This window comes from Paenibacillus sp. J22P90 (genome assembly GCF_059692195.1).
In genome coordinates, this window is record NZ_JCAUAY010000002.1 from 757221 (window position 1) to 778346 (window position 21126).

The 21126-nt window shown below is 46.1% G+C and carries 14 protein-coding genes; 4 read left to right on the forward strand and 10 right to left on the reverse strand.

Annotated features, from left to right (window positions below; genetic code table 11):
* Positions 1–55: 55 nt before the first annotated feature.
* The 7 genes from AC58UX_RS08155 to AC58UX_RS08185 form a co-directional block, all read right to left on the reverse strand.
* Positions 56–1609, reverse strand: a complete 1554-nt coding sequence (locus tag AC58UX_RS08155) for an ABC transporter substrate-binding protein (RefSeq protein ID WP_497251277.1) — start codon at positions 1607–1609, stop codon at positions 56–58.
* 65 nt (positions 1610–1674) lie between these two features.
* Positions 1675–2580 carry a carbohydrate ABC transporter permease gene (locus AC58UX_RS08160; RefSeq protein WP_497251279.1) on the reverse strand — a complete coding sequence of 302 codons (906 nt, stop codon included), beginning with the start codon at positions 2578–2580 and terminating at the stop codon, positions 1675–1677.
* A 19-nt stretch (positions 2581–2599) separates the two neighbouring features.
* Positions 2600–3526, reverse strand: coding sequence for an ABC transporter permease (locus AC58UX_RS08165; RefSeq protein WP_497251281.1), 927 nt, complete (start codon positions 3524–3526; stop codon positions 2600–2602).
* Between the two features lie 169 nt (positions 3527–3695).
* Positions 3696–5267: a response regulator gene (locus AC58UX_RS08170; RefSeq protein ID WP_497251283.1), complete on the reverse strand. Its 1572-nt coding sequence runs from the start codon at positions 5265–5267 to the stop codon at positions 3696–3698.
* Complete coding sequence (locus AC58UX_RS08175; RefSeq protein ID WP_497251285.1) at positions 5257–7029, reverse strand: sensor histidine kinase; 1773 nt, start codon at positions 7027–7029, stop codon at positions 5257–5259. Before AC58UX_RS08175 ends, AC58UX_RS08170 begins: the two co-directional genes overlap by 11 nt.
* Positions 7030–7196: 167 nt before the next feature.
* Positions 7197–8165: a glycoside hydrolase family 43 protein gene (locus AC58UX_RS08180; RefSeq protein ID WP_497251287.1), complete on the reverse strand. Its 969-nt coding sequence runs from the start codon at positions 8163–8165 to the stop codon at positions 7197–7199.
* Position 8166: 1 nt separating this feature from the next.
* Positions 8167–10551 (reverse strand): alpha-L-arabinofuranosidase family protein, encoded by a 2385-nt coding sequence (locus tag AC58UX_RS08185; protein ID WP_497251289.1) that lies wholly within the window; start codon positions 10549–10551, stop codon positions 8167–8169.
* 194 nt (positions 10552–10745) lie between these two features.
* Between AC58UX_RS08185 and AC58UX_RS08190 the strand changes: the two genes are divergently transcribed.
* The 4 genes from AC58UX_RS08190 to AC58UX_RS08205 all read left to right on the forward strand — a co-directional run bounded on the left by AC58UX_RS08190 (position 10746) and on the right by AC58UX_RS08205 (position 15293).
* Positions 10746–11522, forward strand: a complete 777-nt coding sequence (locus AC58UX_RS08190) for a helix-turn-helix domain-containing protein (RefSeq protein WP_497251291.1) — start codon at positions 10746–10748, stop codon at positions 11520–11522.
* Positions 11523–11663: 141 nt separating this feature from the next.
* Positions 11664–13478 (forward strand): glycoside hydrolase family 43 protein, encoded by a 1815-nt coding sequence (locus tag AC58UX_RS08195; RefSeq protein WP_497251293.1) that lies wholly within the window; start codon positions 11664–11666, stop codon positions 13476–13478.
* 36 nt (positions 13479–13514) lie between these two features.
* Positions 13515–14993, forward strand: coding sequence for an alpha-N-arabinofuranosidase (locus tag AC58UX_RS08200; RefSeq protein WP_497251295.1), 1479 nt, complete (start codon positions 13515–13517; stop codon positions 14991–14993).
* Between the two features lie 12 nt (positions 14994–15005).
* A complete protein-coding gene (locus AC58UX_RS08205; protein WP_497251297.1) occupies positions 15006–15293 on the forward strand; it encodes a DUF6171 family protein in 288 nt (95 codons plus the stop codon).
* Positions 15294–15374: 81 nt separating this feature from the next.
* On the opposite strand, the gene AC58UX_RS08210 is transcribed toward AC58UX_RS08205, so the two are convergent.
* From AC58UX_RS08210 to AC58UX_RS08220, 3 genes are all read right to left on the reverse strand, one after another.
* Positions 15375–17687 carry an FAD-dependent oxidoreductase gene (locus AC58UX_RS08210; RefSeq protein ID WP_497251299.1) on the reverse strand — a complete coding sequence of 771 codons (2313 nt, stop codon included), beginning with the start codon at positions 17685–17687 and terminating at the stop codon, positions 15375–15377.
* Between the two features lie 41 nt (positions 17688–17728).
* On the reverse strand, positions 17729–19558 hold the full coding sequence (locus AC58UX_RS08215) for an FAD-dependent oxidoreductase (protein WP_497251301.1): 1830 nt from the start codon (positions 19556–19558) through the stop codon (positions 17729–17731).
* 111 nt (positions 19559–19669) lie between these two features.
* Positions 19670–21112 carry a hypothetical protein gene (locus tag AC58UX_RS08220; protein WP_497251303.1) on the reverse strand — a complete coding sequence of 481 codons (1443 nt, stop codon included), beginning with the start codon at positions 21110–21112 and terminating at the stop codon, positions 19670–19672.
* Between the last annotated feature and the right edge of the window lie 14 nt (positions 21113–21126).

Sequence of the window (21126 nt, forward strand, 5' to 3'; positions counted from 1 at the left end):
ACCCGAAAGATAGCCACCTCCAATTAAGGTTCCTACTTTCGGGTTACGATTTGTCTTATTTATTTTCAGCTAGGAACGTGTTAATTTGATTTTGAAGTTCAGCTTGGACTTTCTCCACGCCTGCTGCCTTAAGTTGTGCCTGTAAGTCAGCCAATCCTTTGTCCGTTTCTTTCACGAGACCGTATTCGAGCGGCAGCCCGTAGCGAGTCATCACATTGCTAACATTCGAGACTTCATTCACAACTTTCGTGTTATCAAATACGAAGGTTTCTAGTTTGAAATGCGTAACTTGGTTTTTCCATTTATTCTCGATGTCTTTCGCCGCTTGCGGATAAGTCGTCTCTTGGCGATTCAGCGGAGATTGGAAACTCCAGTTCGTGAAGGTGTTGAAGCTTGCAAATTTGTCCTTTTTCGTGAATTGGTCGTTACCGACAGCCGTATAGTGTGTGCCTTCGATACCGTACATCATCAAATCGTGAAGCTGCTTGTCATTTTGCAACAAGTCGAGCACCATTAGCGAGCGCTCCGGAGATTTGGACGAAGCATGGATGGCCATACCGTTTTGGGTCGAAATTGCCGTTGTTTTATTGCTGTCTGGAGCGATATCCGCAATGCCGATTTTCCAATCAGGGTGTACACTTTTGATTGCAGATACAGATGAAGCACCTGAAGATAACGTATGGGAATAGGACGCAATTTTACCTGATTTAAAGTCTTCTGATTGGCTTCCTTTGTAGGTCAGCACATCTCTCATCCATGCCCCGTTGTCCGCGAGATTTTTGTAGTAAGGGAGCAGATCTTTGAATTCCGGCGTGTCGTAGATGTTAAACACTTTGCCCGATGCATCTCCAATTTTGAATGCGAATGGTGTTCCATCAATCTGCTTCCAATTGTTCTTCTGCACCAATAACGGCGTGTCCAATGCATTCATATTCATAAGCGTAGGGCCAAACGGCGTAACGCCTTTTTCGTTTTTCACAATTGCATCCGTAAATTTCGCGAATGAAGCCGCGTCCGTAATAGGCGGCAAGTTATACTTCTCGCGTAAGTCTTCGCGGTAAATAACGAGCTTCTCCTTATATTCGTTCGGGATATTGTACGGGATCATGTAAAGCTTGTTTTTAACTCGCGCTTGATCCCACTTTACTTTATCCATGGCTTTCCAGGTTTGTGGAGCATACTTGGAAAGAAGCGTGTCCGTCAGTTCAAGGAAGCCGCCTTTATTGGCTTGGTCGGCGTAGTTAGCCCAGTTGGCCGTAAAGACAAGGTCGAAGTCTTCATTAGCTGCAAATTTGAGCGGATATTTCTGCTTCCAGTCGGACCAATCTAAGAACTCCGTTTCAAGGGTAGCGTTTACTTTTTGTTTCAAGACTTTGTTGATTTCTCCGAATACCTGATCGTAATCGGCTGGTTTCGGTCCGAGCATGATCATCTTCAAGGTAACGACTTTGGACGTATCAATAGCCCCATCTTTCGGATTTGTCGAAGCTGTGCTTTGGGCATTGTTGGCTGCATTGTTGGTTTTTTCACTATTGCCGCATGCGCTAAGCATCATGGATGCTGCCAAAAGACTGGTTAGCACGATCACCATTGATTTTTTTGTTTTCATTCTTATTGCTAGCCCCTTTCGATTCCAGTTCTAGTATTTATATTGATAACCAGGTTTCCCTGAGATTACCCCTTCACAGCGCCAATTGTTAATCCTTTCACGAAATACTTTTGGATGAACGGATAGGCAAGGATGATCGGACCCGTGGCGACGACGGTCATGGCCATTTTCAAACTTTCCCCGGGAATCGTGACCGTCACACCCGACCCAGATCCTGCCATAGCATCACGCATACCCTCTAGGTTGCCGAGCAACTTATACAAGTAATATTGCAGCGGCATCAGCTTTTCGTCGGAAACAAACAACAAGGCCATATACCAATCGTTCCAATGACTGAGCGCGATGAACAGACCGATCGTCGCCAGCGCTGGCTTGGAAAGCGGAAGAATTAGATTAAGGAAGATTCGAAAATCACCGGCGCCATCGATTTTGGCTGATTCTGAGATCGCATCAGGAATACCACTCATGAACGCCCTCATAACAAGAATATTAAATACATTCACCAGCGTTGGAAGAATAAGTACGATCAAATTATCCTTCAGGTCCAAATAGTTGACGATTAATAAATACCACGGCACAAGACCTCCACTAAACAACGTGGTAAAAAAGAAGTAAAAGGCGAAATGGTTGCGCCACTTGAAATCTTTGCGGCATAGCACGTAAGCGGTCATTGCCGTCAGGAACAAGCCGAGCACTGTGCTGACGACTGTGACCGTGATGGTTACGCCGTAAGCCCTGAGAATCGCATCGGGAAATTCGAATATTAAGCGATAAGCTTCGGTCGAAAATACTTTAGGAAACATACTATATCCGTCTAAACGGATTGCGTTCTCATCGTTGAACGACGAGGCTAGAACGATCCAGAATGGTATGATGCTGATCAGAGCCATGCTAATAAGCGTGATGTATCCGATGATGGAGAGAAAGAACCTATCCTTCTGTAGGCCGCGTTTAACGGCTGTCGCGTGCATATGAATTGTCCCCTCCCATTTAAAATAAAGCGCGATCCTTATCGTATTTGCGAACCGCATAGTTGACCAACAGAATCGTCACGAAGCCTAGTACCGATTGATAGACGCCTGCTGCGGCTGACATGCCGATCTCGTTCGTTGTCATCAGTAATCGGAAGACAAAAGTATCAATAACGTCTGTCGACGAGAACAACATGCCGTTGTTGCCAACCAAATTGTAGAACATACCGAAGTCGCCGCGGAAGATGTGGCCAACAGATAGCAGCACGAGAATCGTGAGCGTCGGGATTAAATTCGGAATGGTCACATTAAAAATGCGCTGGAACACGTTCGCTCCGTCAATTTCGGCCGCTTCGTACATTTCAGTGTCGATGCTCGTAATGGCAGCAAGGTACATCACTGTGCCATAGCCAAGAGACTTCCAGATGTTGAAGAATAACAAGATGTAAGGCCAATACCCTGGCGTATTGTAAATGTCGACCTTCTCCATGCCAAGCGATGTCAATAAGTTGTTGATGGTGCCGATGTCGTAGCTAAAGAAACTGTAAGCAATAGAGCCGACGACCACCCAAGAGATGAAATACGGCAGGAACATCGCCGATTGGATGATTTTGCGGAACCATTTGCCGCCCACTTCAAACAGCAGAATCGCCGCTGAGATTTGCAATACGTTGCCGATAATAATAAAGCCTAGGTTATACAAAGCCGTATTCCGCGTCACCAGCCAAGCGTTGCCGGATTGGAAGAAAAATTTAAAATTATCAAGCCCTGCCCACGGACTTCCAAAAATACCGCCAGTGTAGTTGTACTTCTTAAAAGCAATTACGATCCCAGCCATCGGGATATATGAAAATAGTAAGCATAGAAGCACAGTTGGCATTATCATAAGCAGCAAAGTTCTATTCTTTACTAGTTCATGCCAGAGTCTTTGTTGTCTCTTTATCATATCTCTTCTCCTCTCTCTGTTTCTTATTATAGAGGGCTAGATAATTCGATATAATTCAGCGGAACAACTAAAATTAATACTAAATCTACGAATATATTTATATTTTTCATTCCTATTTTAAGCCACTCCAAATAAACAAAAAAAAGTAGAGAATCATTCCTCTACTGTGTTATATTTTGTTCTTTTTACGGTATTCCCCTGGTGTCATCCCAGTCGCCTGCTTAAAAGAGCGATTAAAATAAATGACATTTTTATAACCAATTCTGTATGCGATTTCGTACACTTTCATCCGAGGATCGTCAAGCAGCTCACAAGCACGCTTCATGCGAACGTTATTCATATACTCGCTGAATCCTATCCCGGTCTCCGCTTTAAACAAATGTCCTAGATAGTTAGGCGTAAAGTCGAATCTCGCGGCAACATCCTTCAGTGTCACTTTATTCTCCAGCAGCTCTTCCACATAGCTCATAATATCTGAAATTAATTTACGGTCCTGCTTCCGCCTCTTCATAAACAGCAGTTCAGATAACTCAAAAAACCTTCTGCGCAGCCAAGATACAATATCATTCATCGTTTCGAATTCGAATAAAGCATCCGGCTGATGGGATTCCCAATTAAGGAGCTCGTACAAATTCTCGTTTATTTTTTGCAAATCGCCATGTAATTTCGACGTCAATCGTATAATCAGATCATAGGCTTCACTTTTACGATGCGGCGCATAGTCAGGGCGGAAAATGGCCGTTAACCCATCATCAATCTTCACCAGATCGTAGTCGAGGATTGCCTGTAGTACTTCCTCAAAGATACGTTCAATATCAGCGGTTCCCGTCTTAACGGGTTGTTGGGACGTCACATCGCGGATCACTCTGTTTTTGCCCAGCACCCACTTAATGCTTAGCGCCATCTCTGCTTGACGATACGAATTATGAAGTTCTTCCTGGCTGTAAGCTCGAGCGCCAAGACCAATGGTGATTGTGAACGGAAAAGCCTCACCGAAAGCATGAATCAGCTCTTCTAGCTCATTGCTTGCTCCGACGCCACTTGTCGCTAATAAAACAAAACGATTCGCGAAGCCGTTCATGAAGCTACCTAGTTCTTTTTTCTGAACAATAGCAATCAGGTGCTGCTCTATGCTTGTCCATAAAGATCGCCGCTCATCAACCGTCATTTCTTTCGAATGCCTCTCAAAATCATCAGCCTCAATCAAAGCCACAGAGGTACCTTCCTCAAGGAAAGGCGCTACAAACTCGGCCACCCGCTCTTCGGATGTCTCTGGAGACACTTCATGGAACCAGCGAAGCAGCACTTCCCGCTGTACATACGGCAGTGCATCAGATAGAGAGGAGCGGTTGCGACGATCCTCCTCGACCTTGGCGCAAAGGCCTGCTATCATCTTGGCCAATTCGTCGTCATCAACAGGTTTCAACAAATAGTCATATGCTTCTAGTTGTATGGCTTCCTTCGCATAGCTGAAATCTTCATGTCCGCTTATAAAAGCAATCCGGACCTCTGGGTTGATTGCTTTCGCTTTACGCGCGAATTCAAACCCCGACATAATCGGCATGCGGATATCGGATAGAATGATGTCAATTCTTTCCTGCTCCATAAAAGCAAGTGCGGCAAAACCGCTCTTCGCAGTACCCGCAACTCGCAGTCCTTGACATTGCGTTGCCTCTACTCTTACCCGCAGCCACTCCAGGTCAATCGCTTCGTCATCTACAAGCAAGATGTTAATGTTCACGAATATCGCCTCCCTTTCCTGTGAGATTGCGGGAATATTTCGTCTCGTCCAGATCTGGAAACGTGTCCATACGAAACGGCAACAGAATTTGCACGGTCGTCCCACCTCCGAAAATACTAGCAATCTTCACACCGTATTCAGCGCCGTAGCGGAGTTTAATTCTCTCATTAACATTCTTCAGTCCGTAAGCGTTCGATTGAGGTCCGCCGCGAAGCGCCTTGTCGACGGTATCTGGGCGCATGCCGATGCCGTTATCGATGACCTTTAGCTCTAGCTGCTCCCCTACCCGCTTCGCCGTTATACGAATGGCGATAGTTTCCCCAAACCAGGCATGCTTGAACACATTTTCAACAAATGGCTGCAGCAGTAATTTGATGATCTGCACTTCTTTGACTTCCGGGTCCATTTCGATAAATACTTGAAACGCATCGGCATACTTGACCTTTTGGATATCGAGATAAGCCCCAACTTGATCCAATTCATTCTTAAGCGGAATGAGAACCTGCCCTTCGTTTAGCGTCAATCGATAGAAGCGAGAGAGCAGCTTTACCATTTCCGTCACCTCGCGTGTCTTGCCCAAATTACTTAAACTGCTGATTGTCGATAAGGTATTGTATAGAAAGTGAGGATTAATTTGAGCTTGCAGTGCCTCCAATTCCGCCTGCTTTTTTTGAACCCCTTCACGGTACACATCTTGAATTAATTGTTGAATACTGCTTGCCATGCTATTAAATGAACGAGCGATTAGTACGAACTCGTCATTCCCGCTCACCGCTAGCCGTCGTTCTAGTTTTCCATCCTGTAAAGATCTAATGAATGAAACAATTTGTTTCATTCTTCGCCCGGACAGCGTTGCTACAATAAATCCAATTAGACCCATCACGACAAAACTTGCCGTACAGATCAGTCCGATCGTTACCTGCAACCGTTTCGCGTCTTTGTTCAAGTAATCCTGCGGCACGCGAACTTCAATTGCGAACGGAGTTCCAGCAATATCTTCACGCAGATTCAAATACTTAGCGCCAAGGTTACCTGGTAGTCGCTCGAACAGAGCACGGTCTGTCCGATTGTCATAAAAACGTATGCCAAGCCCCTGATCTGGATATTTGGCGATATTTCCAAGCAAGCTGTCGAGATTCACCGTAATTTTGATATAGCCAATGACCGTTTTATTGTCCGTAAATAAAACCAGCTTGCGGAACAGGGATACGTTGTCAAGCTCCTGATCCGTATCAACCTGCAACCAGAGATTATCTGCTCCTTCCGCCTGCAGCTTTTGAAACCATAGACTACTCTGCAGAGAGAAAAAAGGTAGGATAAAATAATCACTTTTCGAAATCGGGCTTGTGTCAGAAGAGCCGCTTGATTCACCGAAATCCGGATTAACTGGGTAGAGAGTCAGCCAGATTGGGCTTCCGAACAGTTCAAGCGGCGCTTGGAGCATGGGAACAACTTCATCAATGACAGTTAAGTACATGCTAAGTCGATCGCCATGCTTAGTTAGAGAGCGTTGAAACGGCAAGCTGCCAAACAACTGGTCAGAAATTCGCTGTATTTCCGCCATACGATAATCAGCGTTATTGCGCGTCTGCTCCAGTGCCGCACGAATCCCTGTCTGTGTGACTTCCGTACGGGACTTGACTAGCATCGTATAAGAGGCGTAACCGATCGCGATGTCTGTGATCAGCACGAGCAATAGATATGGAATCATCATTTTATACGTAAAGGGCATATATTTGCTTCTGAAGAATACTCGTGCCATAGTAAGCCTATCCTTTCGCAGAACGTTACATGTTCAGTTTAGCGTATACGTGCGCGTCTAGAATATACAGGAAAACAACGAAAAAGGGTATAACATCAACGATTTTTATCCAAACAATAAAAGAACCGAAGACATGTCACATGTCTCCGGTCACATTCAAATCATATTTAATTTGCCGTCTGCGCATAACCCGGCACCCTCAAATCAGGCGTCCCATCCTCATGCCAGAATATCTTCTGAACGCGCGTATGCCGATTCGGATCTGAAAGTGCACTGCCTTGCAGCCCTTTGTACGGTCGTGAATGATAGAAGAGAATGTCATCCAATCCATCTTCCGAAACCGTAAAGCTATTGTGTCCCGGCCCATACTCGCTTGCTGCTTCATTACTGACAAAAACAGGCTCTGCACACTTTTCCCAAGAATGTGGATCTAGCAAATTGCTTGTGTCCTTAGCCGTAAGCAAGCCCATACAATATCGCTCATCCGTTGCGCTGGCGGAATAATACAGAAAGATTCTGCCATTCCTTTTAAGCACAGAAGGCCCTTCATTCACATTGTATAATTGCCTTTCCCACTCATAGGTAGGGGATGACAGCATGACTTGCTGCCCAGAAATTGTCCATGGATTGCTCATTTCCGCTATATATAAGTTTGAATTCTTCTCTTCATACTGCGCCCAAACCAAATATCTTTTGCCCTGGTGCTCAAAGGTTGTCGCGTCCAGTGTAAAGCTTTCAAAATTCATGGCAATTTTCCCTTTTTCCAGCCAAACACCCGTTAAGGGGTTCGCCTCTTTGCATTCTAGCACATACTGCCGAATGGCCCATTTATCTTCCGCCGCTCCAGCCGCGAAGTACATATACCAGGCTCCATCAATGAAATGAAGCTCCGGTGCCCAGATATGATCGCCCATTTCGCCAGTCTCATGCTTATGCCAGATGACAGTCTCCTCTGCAGTAGGGAGATCAATGAGCCTCTTGGCTCTTCTCAATACGATCCTGTCATATTCAGGAACAGACCCTGTAAAATAATAGTAGCCATCCGTGTGCTTCCATATATACGGATCTGCACGATTTAGAATAAACGGACTAGGATAACTACTTTGTTCTGGTTGGTTGCTTTTGTCTATTCTCATTTCAACGTCCCCTCCTAAATCGGAATACCGTAATCGATTGCTTGGGAAACTCATATTGAAATCCGCTGCCCCAGTTATCAAAAGTTGTCTGCTTCGGCGAGACCTTCAATGGCTCCTCAAAGCTATTCACATCGGAAGGTAAGTAGCCGGCCAGTTCAAATATCTCCCCAGCGACTGAATGAGCAGGAAAATCATCTAATACTACTTCTACCTTCATGCTCTGCTCTCTTACATTCACTACCTTCAAAATAATATCTCCCGTTGCTAACTCAACTGTAGACGAATAATAGAATGGTTCGATTAACGGCAACTTATCCTCGGTTTCATTCATCAGATCACCATCGATAAAAGCTCGAATCTTCCTGCCCACGACTTCCAAAGTTAGACTATATTCCTTGTTCGACTCCACCGCAAACATGCTTTGGGTTAAAACGGAGTTCCTGCCCGCCACTTTTGCACCGATTAAAGAATCTTGATTCTGCCACCCTCCGATTTCCCAGGATAAGTGGTTCTGATCGTCTATTTTACCAAAATCAATGATAAACCCTCTGTCTCCGCTGGTTCGAGTTGCTTTGCAAGTTAAGGTAAAGTTGCTCCACGGCGTGAGCCCCAAGTCCAACTCTGAAGGTAACTCCGCATGGATTGCTGGATCTGTGATCTCTTTGTCTAGATCATGGAGTACTTTCTTTTCACCCGTCTCGTTGTTAAGCAGCATAATGTCTGTAAAAAGAATGGAAGAGCGATTGGCTTTAAAGGTGATATTTCCCTGAATTGATTCATCTGCTATCCCTTCAGGTAATGGAAAACCGATTGCCTCTGTCTCAAGCAATTGATCCCCTTGATGGAGCATAAATAACTTCTGTACATAATAATTGGGCGTTGCGAACACTTCATGATTGTTGAACCAGATCATATTCGGCGTCCAGTTCACATAGTCAACGTTGCAAAGCATCGGAGCATAACAGGCCAAACCTACCGCATGCGCATTCTTCTCCAGGCCTGTCATAAAAGCCGCTTCCACCAACGCGTTGTAGTAGGTGTTGCCAATCGAAGCATATTCCCCGAGAAAAACCTTGGGATCATCCGCTTTAAAATGATCATAACGATGGTAGTTGGCTAAGAACCATTCAGGAGACTGATAGTAATGCTCGTCTACGAGGTCGGAGCCATGTTCTCTTGCTGATGCCCATCCACGATCATATTCACCGCCAGCGGCAAACGGCCCACTGGAATTAATAATCTTCATCTCGGGGTACTTTTCTTTAATTGCACGGTGGAAATAAGCATATCGTTCAAAGAAGGGCTCCCCCACCTCTTCGTTGCCTATCGCGATGTACTCCAGACCAAAGGGTTCCGGATGGCCTAACTCTGCTCGAATAGCACCCCATACTGACGAAACATCACCAGTCGCAAACTCAATGACATCAAGTGCATCGTCAATCCACGGACCTAGTTCCTCAATCGGAACAATCCGATGATGGTGCGGGTCATACCCTCCTGGCAGCACGGGAATCGGCTTTGCTCCAATATCTTCGCAAAACTGAAAATATTCATAATACCCCAAACCCAAGGTTTGATTGTATTGCCAGTTGTTCCTTCTTGCTGGCCTTTGAACGATATCGCCAATTGTATTCTTCCAGCGGTACATGGAGTTTCTATCCTCCGGATTCAAGGAGCCGTCATGCACCAAGCATCCGCCAGGAAACCGCATGAACTTGGGCTTCATATCCGCCAACAACGTAGCGATATCCGCACGAAGCCCGTTGGAACGATGCTTGAAAGTCTTCTCCGGGAATAGAGAAACCATATCAAGGTAGAGCTTACCCTTGCCTTTCGTGAGAATGACCAACCGACCGTTGTGAGCGGTAGCCTGCATCGTCAACCTCACCTCGTATTTGCTCCATTCAGTAGCATTCACAGCAATGTCCGTTTCTGCATAAATCGCGCCGTCTGCATCTTCAATCGAGATGGCAACAGGTACATCGGAAGCGATATCTCTCCTCGCATACATCGAAAACAGGTAGCTTTCCCCTTGCTTAACCGAAATCCCGCTATTGAAACCTAGGTTCATGAGGCCAACTCCTGCCCCCTCGGACAAAACCTCTATGCAAGCATAATGCTTGTTTCTCGGATGAAGAGGATGGGTATCTTCTACCTTCAGTTCAGCGCTACCGCCACCCCGCTCCACCTTCTCCCAAGCTGTCAGTGCATGATAATCTTTCCGATCAATGGGGTCAAATTCGAACGATCTATTTTGAACTAGCTCGGCGTAAAGCCCTCCGTCAGCAGCATGATTCAGATCCTCAAAGAAAATACCGAACAAGTCTCCTATAAGCGAGCCCTTCCTCTGGGTGTGAACTCGTAATGTACCTTGGACTTCTGACATAACTAGTAATCATCCTTTCAAAATGAATCCTATTCTGATTACTACTATAGCCCTCCCTATTTTTTAGTACAATAAACTATTACCGCAAAAAACTGATTTATTGTGCTATAATTATTTATGAAATGCTTAAACACACTTACATTTTAAGAAATAATTCTAAAATAAGCTGATCAATGATCTTGTGGTGATAAATGATGATACAACTAGTTGCATGTGGTTATAATTTTATTCATGATAAAGGAATCCTTATTGATAGGCCGAGCGGATCCGGGGATTATGCATTTGTGTTGTTTAAGAGCAGCTCAGAGCTTGTTATTGATGGTAAATTACATACCGTTCAGAAAAACACCTATATTTTACTGAAACCTCATACTCCACATCTCTACAGACATTTGGAAAAACCATTTATTAATGACTGGTTCCATTGTTCGGGTAACGAGTTGGCGTCTTTCCTGACAGAGATCGATTTCCCATTAGACACGCCCGTATATGCGGATGATACGATGCTGATCTCCAAATGTATTATGGACATGAGTAATCAGGTTAGACAGAATCCCCCTTTGAAAGAAAGGATCATAGACTGCGATCTTCAATCACTTTTTATGAAGCTCGTCAATTTACGAAACCAGACTGCCGTCCATGAAAATAAGAGCCAGTACCTGCTTCCATTCACCAAGCTGCGAAACCAATTATACAGCTCACCTAATTCTCTTTATACCGTAGACAAGCTCGCTGCCAGCGTAAATTTAAGCAAATCTTATTTCCAACATATTTATAAAGAATTGTTCGGTTGCTCCATCATCATGGATCTCATTAACGCTAGGTTGGAATATGCCAAATACCTTCTTACGAATAGCAACACATCCATCACTCTAATTTCGAGAATGTGCGGGTACGAGAACGATACCCATTTTATGCGACAATTCAAGAAATTTGTTGGTGTTACCCCCAGTCAATATAAACGCAAATGAAAGGTTTCTCAGAAGGTAGACTCTCGAGTCTACCTTCTTTTTTTAGACGATAAGTCAGTTAACTACCACGATAGTTTATTGATCCACTCATGGATGTCACCTATACTTTACCTATAAGTCTTCAATAAGGAGTGCTTTCAATTGTCAGTACATAACAATCTATATTCAGGCTATCTTTTGGTTCATTTTATCGGAGAACAGCCGAACGGTGAACAAGTTTATTTCTCCTATAGCGATAACGGTTTGCACTGGAAGGATCTAAACGCGGGTCAGCCAGTACTATGTTCCGAGTTAGGGGAAAAAGGCGTGCGAGATCCCTTTATCGTACGGTCACCCAAGGAGAACAAATTTTATCTGATCGCCACGGATCTTCGTATTGCGAGCCGTAAAGGTTGGGATACAGCGGTAAATGCGGGAAGCCGTGACATTATTGTTTGGGAATCTGCCGACTTGGTTCAATGGTCATCCCCTTGGTCTGTTACATTAGGTGTGCCTGGAGCTGGCTGCGTCTGGGCACCTGAGGCCATTTATGACGAAGCTTCCGGCGACTTTCTTGTATTCTGGGCCTCAGCGACACAAGAACAGCATGAGGGAGAAAGGAAACAAAAAATCTTCAGTGCGCGCACCAAGGATTTCCGCAGTTTCACCGAGAGCGAAAAGTACATCGAACGTGAAAACCACATCATTGATACTACAATCATTGCCCATAACGGTTGCTACTACCGATATTCCAAGGATGAAACGACGAAGAATATTCGAGTTGAGAAAGGTACCTCATTAGATAAAGATTCTTTTACAGGCCTGCATGCGCCAGCTTTAGAAGCAATGCTTGGCGTGGAGGGGCCTCAAATATTTAAATTTAACGACCGGGAAGAATGGTGCCTCATTGTGGATCGCTTTGCGGAGGGCAAAGGTTATCTGCCCCTTCTGACATCTGATTTGGATAGCGGTGAATTCCGGGTTCTGCAGGACGAGGAGTTCGATCTCGGTAAATCCAAGAAACGTCATGGCGGCGTCATCCCGATTACTTTTGATGAGAGCAGCCGTCTTCTAGCGGCATTCGGAGACGGTCATCAAGTACTGCCCGGACAATTCGCGGACCCGGATCTTGTGAAGTTCGGCGACCGATATTACCTGTATCCTACAACAGATGGCTTCGATCGTTGGTCAGGCACGCAATTTCGTGTATTTTCCTCAGCTGACCTGAAGATTTGGCAGGATGAAGGTGTGATTTTGGATCTTGCTACGGAGGAAGTCCCATGGAGCGTTGGTTCCGCTTGGGCACCTGCCATCGCCTTCAAGAACGGCAACTATTATTATTACTTCTGCGGAAAAACAGAAGGTGGAAGCCACTCCATTGGTGTTGCGGTTGCCGAGACGCCAGTTGGGCCGTTTCGCGCACAGCCCGAGTCTCTTATCTCGATGGAACAAATGAAAAGTCTGGGGATTCCCATGTCGCTCACCATAGACCCTTCCATTTATATAGAGGACGACGGCACCGCTTACTTGTTATTCGGAAACGGAAATCCTACCATCGTTCGGCTCGGTGATGATATGGTCAGCGTTGCGGAGGACACGATGAGAAGTGTGGCCGGTCTGCACGACTTCCGAGAAGCCGTGACTGTCCTAAAGCGCGGAGGTTTGTATCACTTCACGTGGTCCTGTGATGATACGGGCAGCGAAAACTATCACGTGAATTATGGAACTGCGGAGCACCTGTACGGTCCTGTCACTTATCGTTACCCGGTTCTAGCCAAAAATAAAGAAAAAGATATGCTCGGCACCGCCCATCATTCGATTCTCCAAGAGCCTGGCTCGGATCAATACTGGATTGCCTACCATCGTTTTGTCACACCGCTGACCCGTTTCACACAAGGCAAAGGCTTTCACCGCGAAGTCTGCATTGACCCGCTCACATTCGGCGAAGACGGTCTTATGCAGCCGGTGCAGCTGTAGAGCTAATATGAATCATTAAGGAGTCGATCCTCTTTCATGGCTAAGCTAACTATTCATTCGGATTCACCTCAACACACGATTAATCGTAACATTTACGGTCATTTCTCTGAGCACCTGGGAAGATGTATTTATGAAGGCATCTGGGTTGGACTCGACTCTCCGATCCCTAACACAGAAGGTATGCGAAACGATGTACTCGACGCGCTGAAAAAGCTGCAAATCCCTGTCCTTCGTTGGCCAGGCGGCTGCTTTGCGGACGAGTATCACTGGAAAGATGGTGTCGGTCCGGCTGAAAAGCGCAAACGCATGATCAATACACACTGGGGCGGTGTGCTGGAGAATAACCATTTCGGGACGCATGAGTTTTTGCGTTTATGCGAATTAATTGGCGCAGAGCCATACATCAGCGGCAATGTTGGAAGCGGCACCGTCGCCGAAATGTCCGAGTGGGTCGAATATATGACCTTCGACGGTGAGTCACCAATGGCGAACTGGCGTCAAGCGAATGGCCGCGAACAGCCATGGAAGCTCAAATATTTTGGCGTAGGGAACGAGAATTGGGGCTGTGGCGGGAATATGCGGCCTGAATACTATGCGGATTTGTATCGCAGATATGCTTGTTATGTACGAAATTACGGAGATAATAAAATTTTCAAAATCGCCTGTGGCGCCAACAGTGCTGATTACAATTGGACCGAAGTGTTAATGCGCGAAGCGACCAAATTCATGGATGGCATCAGCCTTCACTACTATACCCTCCCTACGGGGGTCTGGAAAGATAAAGGATCAGCAACCGATTTCAATGAGCAAGATTGGTTTAACACTCTGGAACAAACTTTATTCATGGATGAACTCATCACTCGTCATTCTGCCATTATGGATACCTATGATCCTGACAAAAGAGTCGCCCTCATCGTCGATGAATGGGGCACTTGGTACAATGTGGAGCCTGGCACGAATCCTGGTTTCCTTTATCAGCAAAATACGATCCGCGACGCCGTCATTGCTGGCATTAACTTAAACCTATTCCATCAGCATAGTGATCGTGTGCGTATGGCCAATATTGCTCAGGTCGTTAACGTTTTACAAGCCGTAATCTTAACGGAAGGGGCTGACATGCTGCTTACACCTACTTATCATGTTTTTGATATGTACAAGGTGCATCAAGATGCTAGCCACATTGCTGTGGAAGCAGACAGCCCTACCTACGAGATGGACGGCAAACAAATCAGCCAACTAAGCGCATCCGCTTCTCTCAATGCGGACAACCAATTGCATGTTTCCCTTTGTAATTTGCATCATGAAGAAGCATTAGTCGTGCAATGTGAACTGAAGGGTGCTGTGCGTGGCACGATCTCTGGTTCCGTAATCACATCCGATACCATGCAGGCACACAACACTTTCGAGGAACCGAATGCTGTACAGTCACAACCTTTTACCGACTACTGTATCGAAAATGAAGTGCTCTTGGTTACCCTTCCTGCTCGCTCCGTGGTCACACTTTGTCTGACGTAGGAGCTTAACATGATGGATAACTCAGCTGAAACTAGATCAGAAGTTGGATCCGATTGTAAAGGCTGTACGGCCTCCGTTCACGTGTCTCCCGAAGAAATCGCCAAGCTTTTCGGCGAAACGCTTCGCGTTCGCAACCTCAAGGTAACAACAGTAGACGAATACGAGCGCCGTATCGGTATTTGCTCAACCTGCAGCGACTATCAATGGGGCACAACCTGTCGCTATTGCGGCTGTTTGATGGGCGTGAAGGCGAAGCTTGCCAGCGCTCGTTGCCCTTCTCCACATGGGAGTAAGTGGTGATTAAATCATAATCTAGCAAGCGGGCCGCACACGGATAGAACCATGCACCTGCATAACATTTCCACATCCAAAAGCAACTCTCTAATAACAACGAACCTCGTAGATAGCGGCAGATGGGTCGCCGTTCGTTGCATGAACAACGATTCTCAATCTAGCGGTTTGCACGGCTTCGGACAATCTATGCTTCATCTGCCGCTGATAATTGTCCTTCACACTCACAAGGTCCTCCCAGCGATCTTCTATCCATGCTTGGATGCTGTAAACCTTTGGACACTGCGGATCTTTATAAAATGGCGGGTAATAATGGTATTCCGTCAACAACTGTCCTGGGAATGCGAGGTGCACTTCACGAATGGTCACAGCCTCTTCCCACTCCAACTGAAGCCATTGGGACAGCGGCTGCTGTGGGTCGGACTTCCACAAATTCGTGGACTGGTGAGGCCGTGTCACACCACTAATGGCATTCACCGCACCGTAGCTAGGCTGCGCGGGCTCTACCCGGTAGCTAAGTGCATATTTCACACCGCGCATTTGTCCGTTGCCCATATCCCATGCGGAAGTTTGGCCGGGCTCAATTCCACCGGCACGATGCCAGATCACATGCTCATTGCTAGATAGATCGAGACGAACATAGGAGTTTGGAATCAGATCGGTCAACTGTACCTCCCATTCGATCCATTGCGCTTCGCCAGGAGCAACCGATAATTCCGTAGACGCTAGAACTGTACCCGTATTAACTCGGTAATCCCAAATATCGTTTACCGGAACAAGAGAGCTGCTAACAATTTGAACCTGATCCGAAGTGTTGGTCAAGCATACAGCGACCTTGCGCAGCTCCGAAGTCCCCATCGCGATCCATTGTCCGAGTTTCGTCAACAGCTGGACCTCGGGCTTTTTCGTTACATGTAACTCCAGCTTCTTCGGTGCTGTATCCCACCAACGTTTCAGTAAAGGAGTTTCTGCATCTCGACTCTCCGGTCCGACGCCATGGACGACGGCTTCACTGCTGGCAGACAACCGTGCCGAACGTGCGAGATCATACTCATCTTCATTCCTGTTATTCGGAAGAAAACATCCATCCTTAATCAGCGCTTGCTTCAGTTCACGTATATGCTGATTGGAAATCGTTCTGATCGGGACGTTCTTTCTGACTGCAAGGCCAGCTGCTGTTCCTACAGCCTGCCCCATTAGTGCCGTCGTGCCCATAACACGAACGGTTCCCAACGCAGCATGAGTGACACTCACGTTACGTCCAGCCATCATCAGATTGTTCACGTCTTTCGCTATGCAGATGCCAAGCGGTACACCGTATGGTCCACAGTAGCTTTTAATATCGTAATCCCCCTGATAACCTGCTGCTGAATTCGGTTCGCTGGTAGGAGCCAACAATCCGCCAGGCGTGTGTAAATCGATGAACCAGCCTCCGAACGCAATCTCATCTTCAAAAACCTTTTTGGTCAAAATATCATGCTCGGTCATAAAATAATCCCCGATAATCCGGCGGCTTTCGCGCTTACCTGGCACTTGCCCGATCCAATCAATGGCATAATTGGCTGCAAGCTCCATCGTCTCTGGATCTTTGTTCTTAATCCAATCCCATACGCCAAGGGTATGTCGGGTCAATTCATGTCGGATATTTTCCGTATCGTAAATGGTATGCCATGGAATTCCGATTTCTAACCACCAATACCCGCCCCGGACATCATACGGAGTTCTGCCCTGCTTATAGAAGAAACTCGCATCTTCATATTTGACCGCCCAGTCAGGGGCTTTAAACGGTACATGACGCCCCATATCCTTAGCCTTAAAATGGATGGAATTGCCCATCGTGTCTTGGCTAGCTTTGAGTGGAGCATGGGGCTCGTTAAACTCCTCACGGCTTTCAGTTCCCATTCGCCATTCGCAACCCGCCAAATCAGCCACGATACCGTCACCTGTACAATCGATAAACATACTTCCGAAGATCGTTAGCTCCGTTTCGCCATTCGCAATTCGTCCGATGACCGACTGAATATTCTTGTTTGTATCCATAACCACATGCTGGATCGAAGTGTTTAAGTAAAATGTAAGATTAGGCGTACTCATTGCCATATCATACATGACCATGTCCCATACACTGTTCGTCCAACCATTTTCCAAAATTTCCTCATGATTGCGCGCCCGTTCTTCAATCAGAAGTTCAGAGAGAATGCCCGTTTCCCTCGCATAGGCATGGAATGCTGCCGCCCCGTGGGGAGTTACTCGAATTTCGGATGAACTATTTCCTCCGAAAACAGGCCTGTCTTGTACAATGCAGGCTTTGGCGCCATGTCTTGCTGCAGCGACTCCTGCACAGAATCCGGCTAGGCCGCCACCGCAAACGACTACGTCATAATGCTCATTTAATTGTTTCATCGATAAGTGCTCCTTCGCTTGAGATTACTTAGTCGTTGCCTTCACTGACATCTGATTTCAAAAATTCTGGCATGATCCAACCCATTCGTGCTTAAGACCTCCAGACGGAGCTTACTAACTTGTTCCAATTGAACATGGCTTGTAACCTGCCTTTGGTAGTTATCATGAATGTTCATTACTTGACGACTGCCGCCGAGTGGACTCGCAAAATAAGCAATTACACGGAAATCCTTCAATGTTTCCGGTTGGGGTCCCCACTCGAACTTCTTCTGTAAACTGTCCTCATGTGTCAATGTCAGTCTCCGGTGCATGCCTGTGTCTAGCACAATTGTTATTTCATTCATGGATACAGGGGTTTCCCATTCCAGCTCAATCCAAGGGTTCTGGTCTTCAGGCTCCGACATCCACCTGTGTGTACCCGGAAGGACCAAGTCCAGCCTAACGCCATTAGTTCCATGCATCGCACGTGTGTATCCATCAATAATATTTGAAGCTTGCCCCTCTGATTGCTCGGATGAAGCTCGAACAACCGCTTGACTTGCCAAATTGTCACTCGCCGAAATACCAGGAAGGAATGCATCTTGTTGAATAAGCTGATTTTGGGTTTTACGAATCAATTCTTGGTTGTGATACGCCAAATCCAGCGGAAGACCTTCCTTTATTGCCATTGCCGCAAATGTGCCAGCCCCTTGCCCCATCACACCACATGTCGCCATGACCCGTGTGCTTGAAAAGGCAATATGCGTAGCGGAAATATTACGCCCTACAAACATGAGATTCGCCACATTGGCACTAATCATGGCTCTAAGCGGAATGCCATACACATGATTCGTATGCGGTTGATGGCATGGATCGATCTCTTTGGCCTCTATCCCCTGCGGTGGATGTGTGTCCATCGGCCATCCGCCATAGGCGATGACATCCTCGAAATGGACGGCATTCTCCAAATCTCCTTGCGTCAGCATATGCTTGCCGATAAATCGGCGCGATTCCCGCTTGCCGGGCACGAAGCCGAACCAATCCAGTGCCCAGTTCTCAGATTCTGGGTGGTGTCCACTATTTTTAATATGATCCCAGACGCCCATCATGATCGCTAGAAGCTCGTCGCGGATCAATTCGTTATCGGAAATTGTATCCATTAACCCACCAAACTCCACCCACCAATACCCGTACTCCCAAGAGGCATGGTTGCGGTATTTGAGGTCTTCCTCTGAGTAGTGTTTAGCCCATGTAGGCGCTATAAACTTCATCGGTTTGCCCATATTTCGTGCCGTAAATAGAAGGGAAGAACCAAGACGATAGCTATCAGATTCCTTCCCTGCAAATGATTCCCCATATTGCAGGGAAGACTCCCTGCCTGTCGTAAATAACGCGCCTGCCTCTTTCCCGAGACGTCCGTCTCCGGTACAGTCTATGAAGATATCAGCGAAAATTTCGAAGCCATGTTCTGTACTTTCTCTTGAAGCTAAAGCAGAAATAATTCGATTGCCTTCCATTTGTACGCCGATAATCGCTGTATTCAGCATCAGGGTCAGATTCGTTTCTGCACGGCATTTTTCATATAAAAGGAGATCTAGCATCGAAGCACTTCGTTGTGGATTGCGAACAGCACATTCCAGCAGAATTTCTTCCAGAATGCCGCCTTCTCTGGCCTCCGTCTCTAAGGCCGTCCCCCGCTTGGAATGCGCCGCCCCAACGATGTGCATTCGTATCTCCGATGAGGCATTACCGCCTAGAACGGAGCGATCCTGACATAGAATAACTTTTGCACCATTCCGAGCAGCGGCAATGGCAGCTACTACGCCAGATATTCCGCCGCCAGCTACTAATATATCTGCATGTATGAGATCCCTCTTATTTTCTCCACTCATGATTGATGATCTCCCCTACTTTTTAATGAAATAAAGGGATGAAGCCACTAGCCTCTTCATCCCTTCTAAACTTGCATATTAAGCAAAAATAAAAATAGTTTACTTTCCGAACTAGAATAAAGAACGAATAACATCCTTGTTGCCACTGTGTAAATACAGTAGACTTGCCAGCAAAAAACCGACTCCATCGACAGCATCGTACCACTTGGCATCAGTATGCCCAACAAACATATCGTGTTGATAGAGGGCTTTTACCGCTTCCTCCGCGAGCGTTTCTGCTGCGGTTCGATACTCGGGTCTCCCACTAATACGAGCATATTCAGCTAGAAATACAATATTCCGCCCATAGTGCTCGGCATATCTAACCTGCCCGGATGGAATGGACATACAGTCCCGAACTGTCACATCTGCCCATCTCTTAGCGCTATCTGCAAACAACTCGCCTTGATTTAAATTTTCCAATATTGTCATGGCCATAGCCATAGGATAATCATGGCTTGGGAACAAAAAAGCCCACACATTACTGTATAAATCCGGCATATATACCGTTTCTTGCTGCCCGAGATCAGGTGTTCCATCCAGAAACACTCTGCCATAGTAACTCTCCCGCTCTGAATCATAGGCATATATTAAATATGCCTGCAAAGCGGCTAACGCCATCGTTTTTAATTCCAATGCTATTGCATTGGCCCGCACATCACCTTCATTTGTTGCAGCTTGGATGTATTCGACTGTACGGAGCAACGTTCTAGCCCAAATGCCGACCTCAGTAGTTGTTACTTTGCTGTCCCAACGCTGTTGGGTCGGGCAATTTACGATCAGATTCGTGGTTGGATTTCGATGACTATAACTAAACAGAGCGATCTTAAGCGCTTTCTCCAACAACTCCGTGTCTTTCGTTTTGCTGAATAAAAAACCTAATGACTGTACCAGAATGCCCCCCGCTTCAATAAACGCATAATCCTTCTCCTGTGAGGAATGACGATCGAAACCACCAGTTAACGGATCGTACACATGATGTTTTTCACACATCCTAATATGTTTTTCCACAGCTGTTGGATTCAAACGGTACATATGTTCCCAATCTGGTACATACGGCCTCATTTCATGAAAGGTAGGTTGCTGAGATGAATCGAAATCCATCAAAGGAGGTCCGTAGTAAAACCATACGTTGCGATCTCGAAAAGCATCATAGAAATGGTGATTTCCCCATAAGAAAAGACCTTGCTCTGACACACAGTGCTTCATGAAATAATCAAGGTACTGATCAGCCTCTTCAAGATAACGAGGCTCACCTGTCAGATTGGCAAGGTGAACCATCGTGTTCAACGTAGAATGATCCCAATACGCCGAGCAGCCTTTCGGTGCATGGATGAGTCGATAAGCTCTTTGCATAAAATCATCCGAACGCGTGTCATCCACTGGGTATTGCTTAGTAATGGGATCTAGTGTAGCCATAAACATAGGGGTATGTACATCGCCATATGTATCTTTGCCATTCTCGATTAGAACATTTATATGGGATTGCACGATCTTCAATATATTTACGTTCATATTAGTCCTTTCCT

Bases quoted from the DNA above. Each gene is read 5' to 3' on its own strand.
- AC58UX_RS08155 (WP_497251277.1), bottom strand. From the start codon at position 1,609: ATGAAAACAAAAAAATCAATGGTGATCGTGCTAACCAGTCTTTTGGCA.
- AC58UX_RS08160 (WP_497251279.1), bottom strand. From the start codon at position 2,580: ATGCACGCGACAGCCGTTAAACGCGGCCTACAGAAGGATAGGTTCTTT.
- AC58UX_RS08165 (WP_497251281.1), bottom strand. From the start codon at position 3,526: ATGATAAAGAGACAACAAAGACTCTGGCATGAACTAGTAAAGAATAGA.
- AC58UX_RS08175 (WP_497251285.1), bottom strand. From the start codon at position 7,029: ATGGCACGAGTATTCTTCAGAAGCAAATATATGCCCTTTACGTATAAA.
- AC58UX_RS08180 (WP_497251287.1), bottom strand. From the start codon at position 8,165: ATGAGAATAGACAAAAGCAACCAACCAGAACAAAGTAGTTATCCTAGT.
- AC58UX_RS08185 (WP_497251289.1), bottom strand. From the start codon at position 10,551: ATGTCAGAAGTCCAAGGTACATTACGAGTTCACACCCAGAGGAAGGGC.
- AC58UX_RS08190 (WP_497251291.1), top strand. From the start codon at position 10,746: ATGATACAACTAGTTGCATGTGGTTATAATTTTATTCATGATAAAGGA.
- AC58UX_RS08200 (WP_497251295.1), top strand. From the start codon at position 13,515: ATGGCTAAGCTAACTATTCATTCGGATTCACCTCAACACACGATTAAT.
- AC58UX_RS08205 (WP_497251297.1), top strand. From the start codon at position 15,006: ATGGATAACTCAGCTGAAACTAGATCAGAAGTTGGATCCGATTGTAAA.
- AC58UX_RS08210 (WP_497251299.1), bottom strand. From the start codon at position 17,687: ATGAAACAATTAAATGAGCATTATGACGTAGTCGTTTGCGGTGGCGGC.
- AC58UX_RS08215 (WP_497251301.1), bottom strand. From the start codon at position 19,558: ATGAGTGGAGAAAATAAGAGGGATCTCATACATGCAGATATATTAGTA.
- AC58UX_RS08220 (WP_497251303.1), bottom strand. From the start codon at position 21,112: ATGAACGTAAATATATTGAAGATCGTGCAATCCCATATAAATGTTCTA.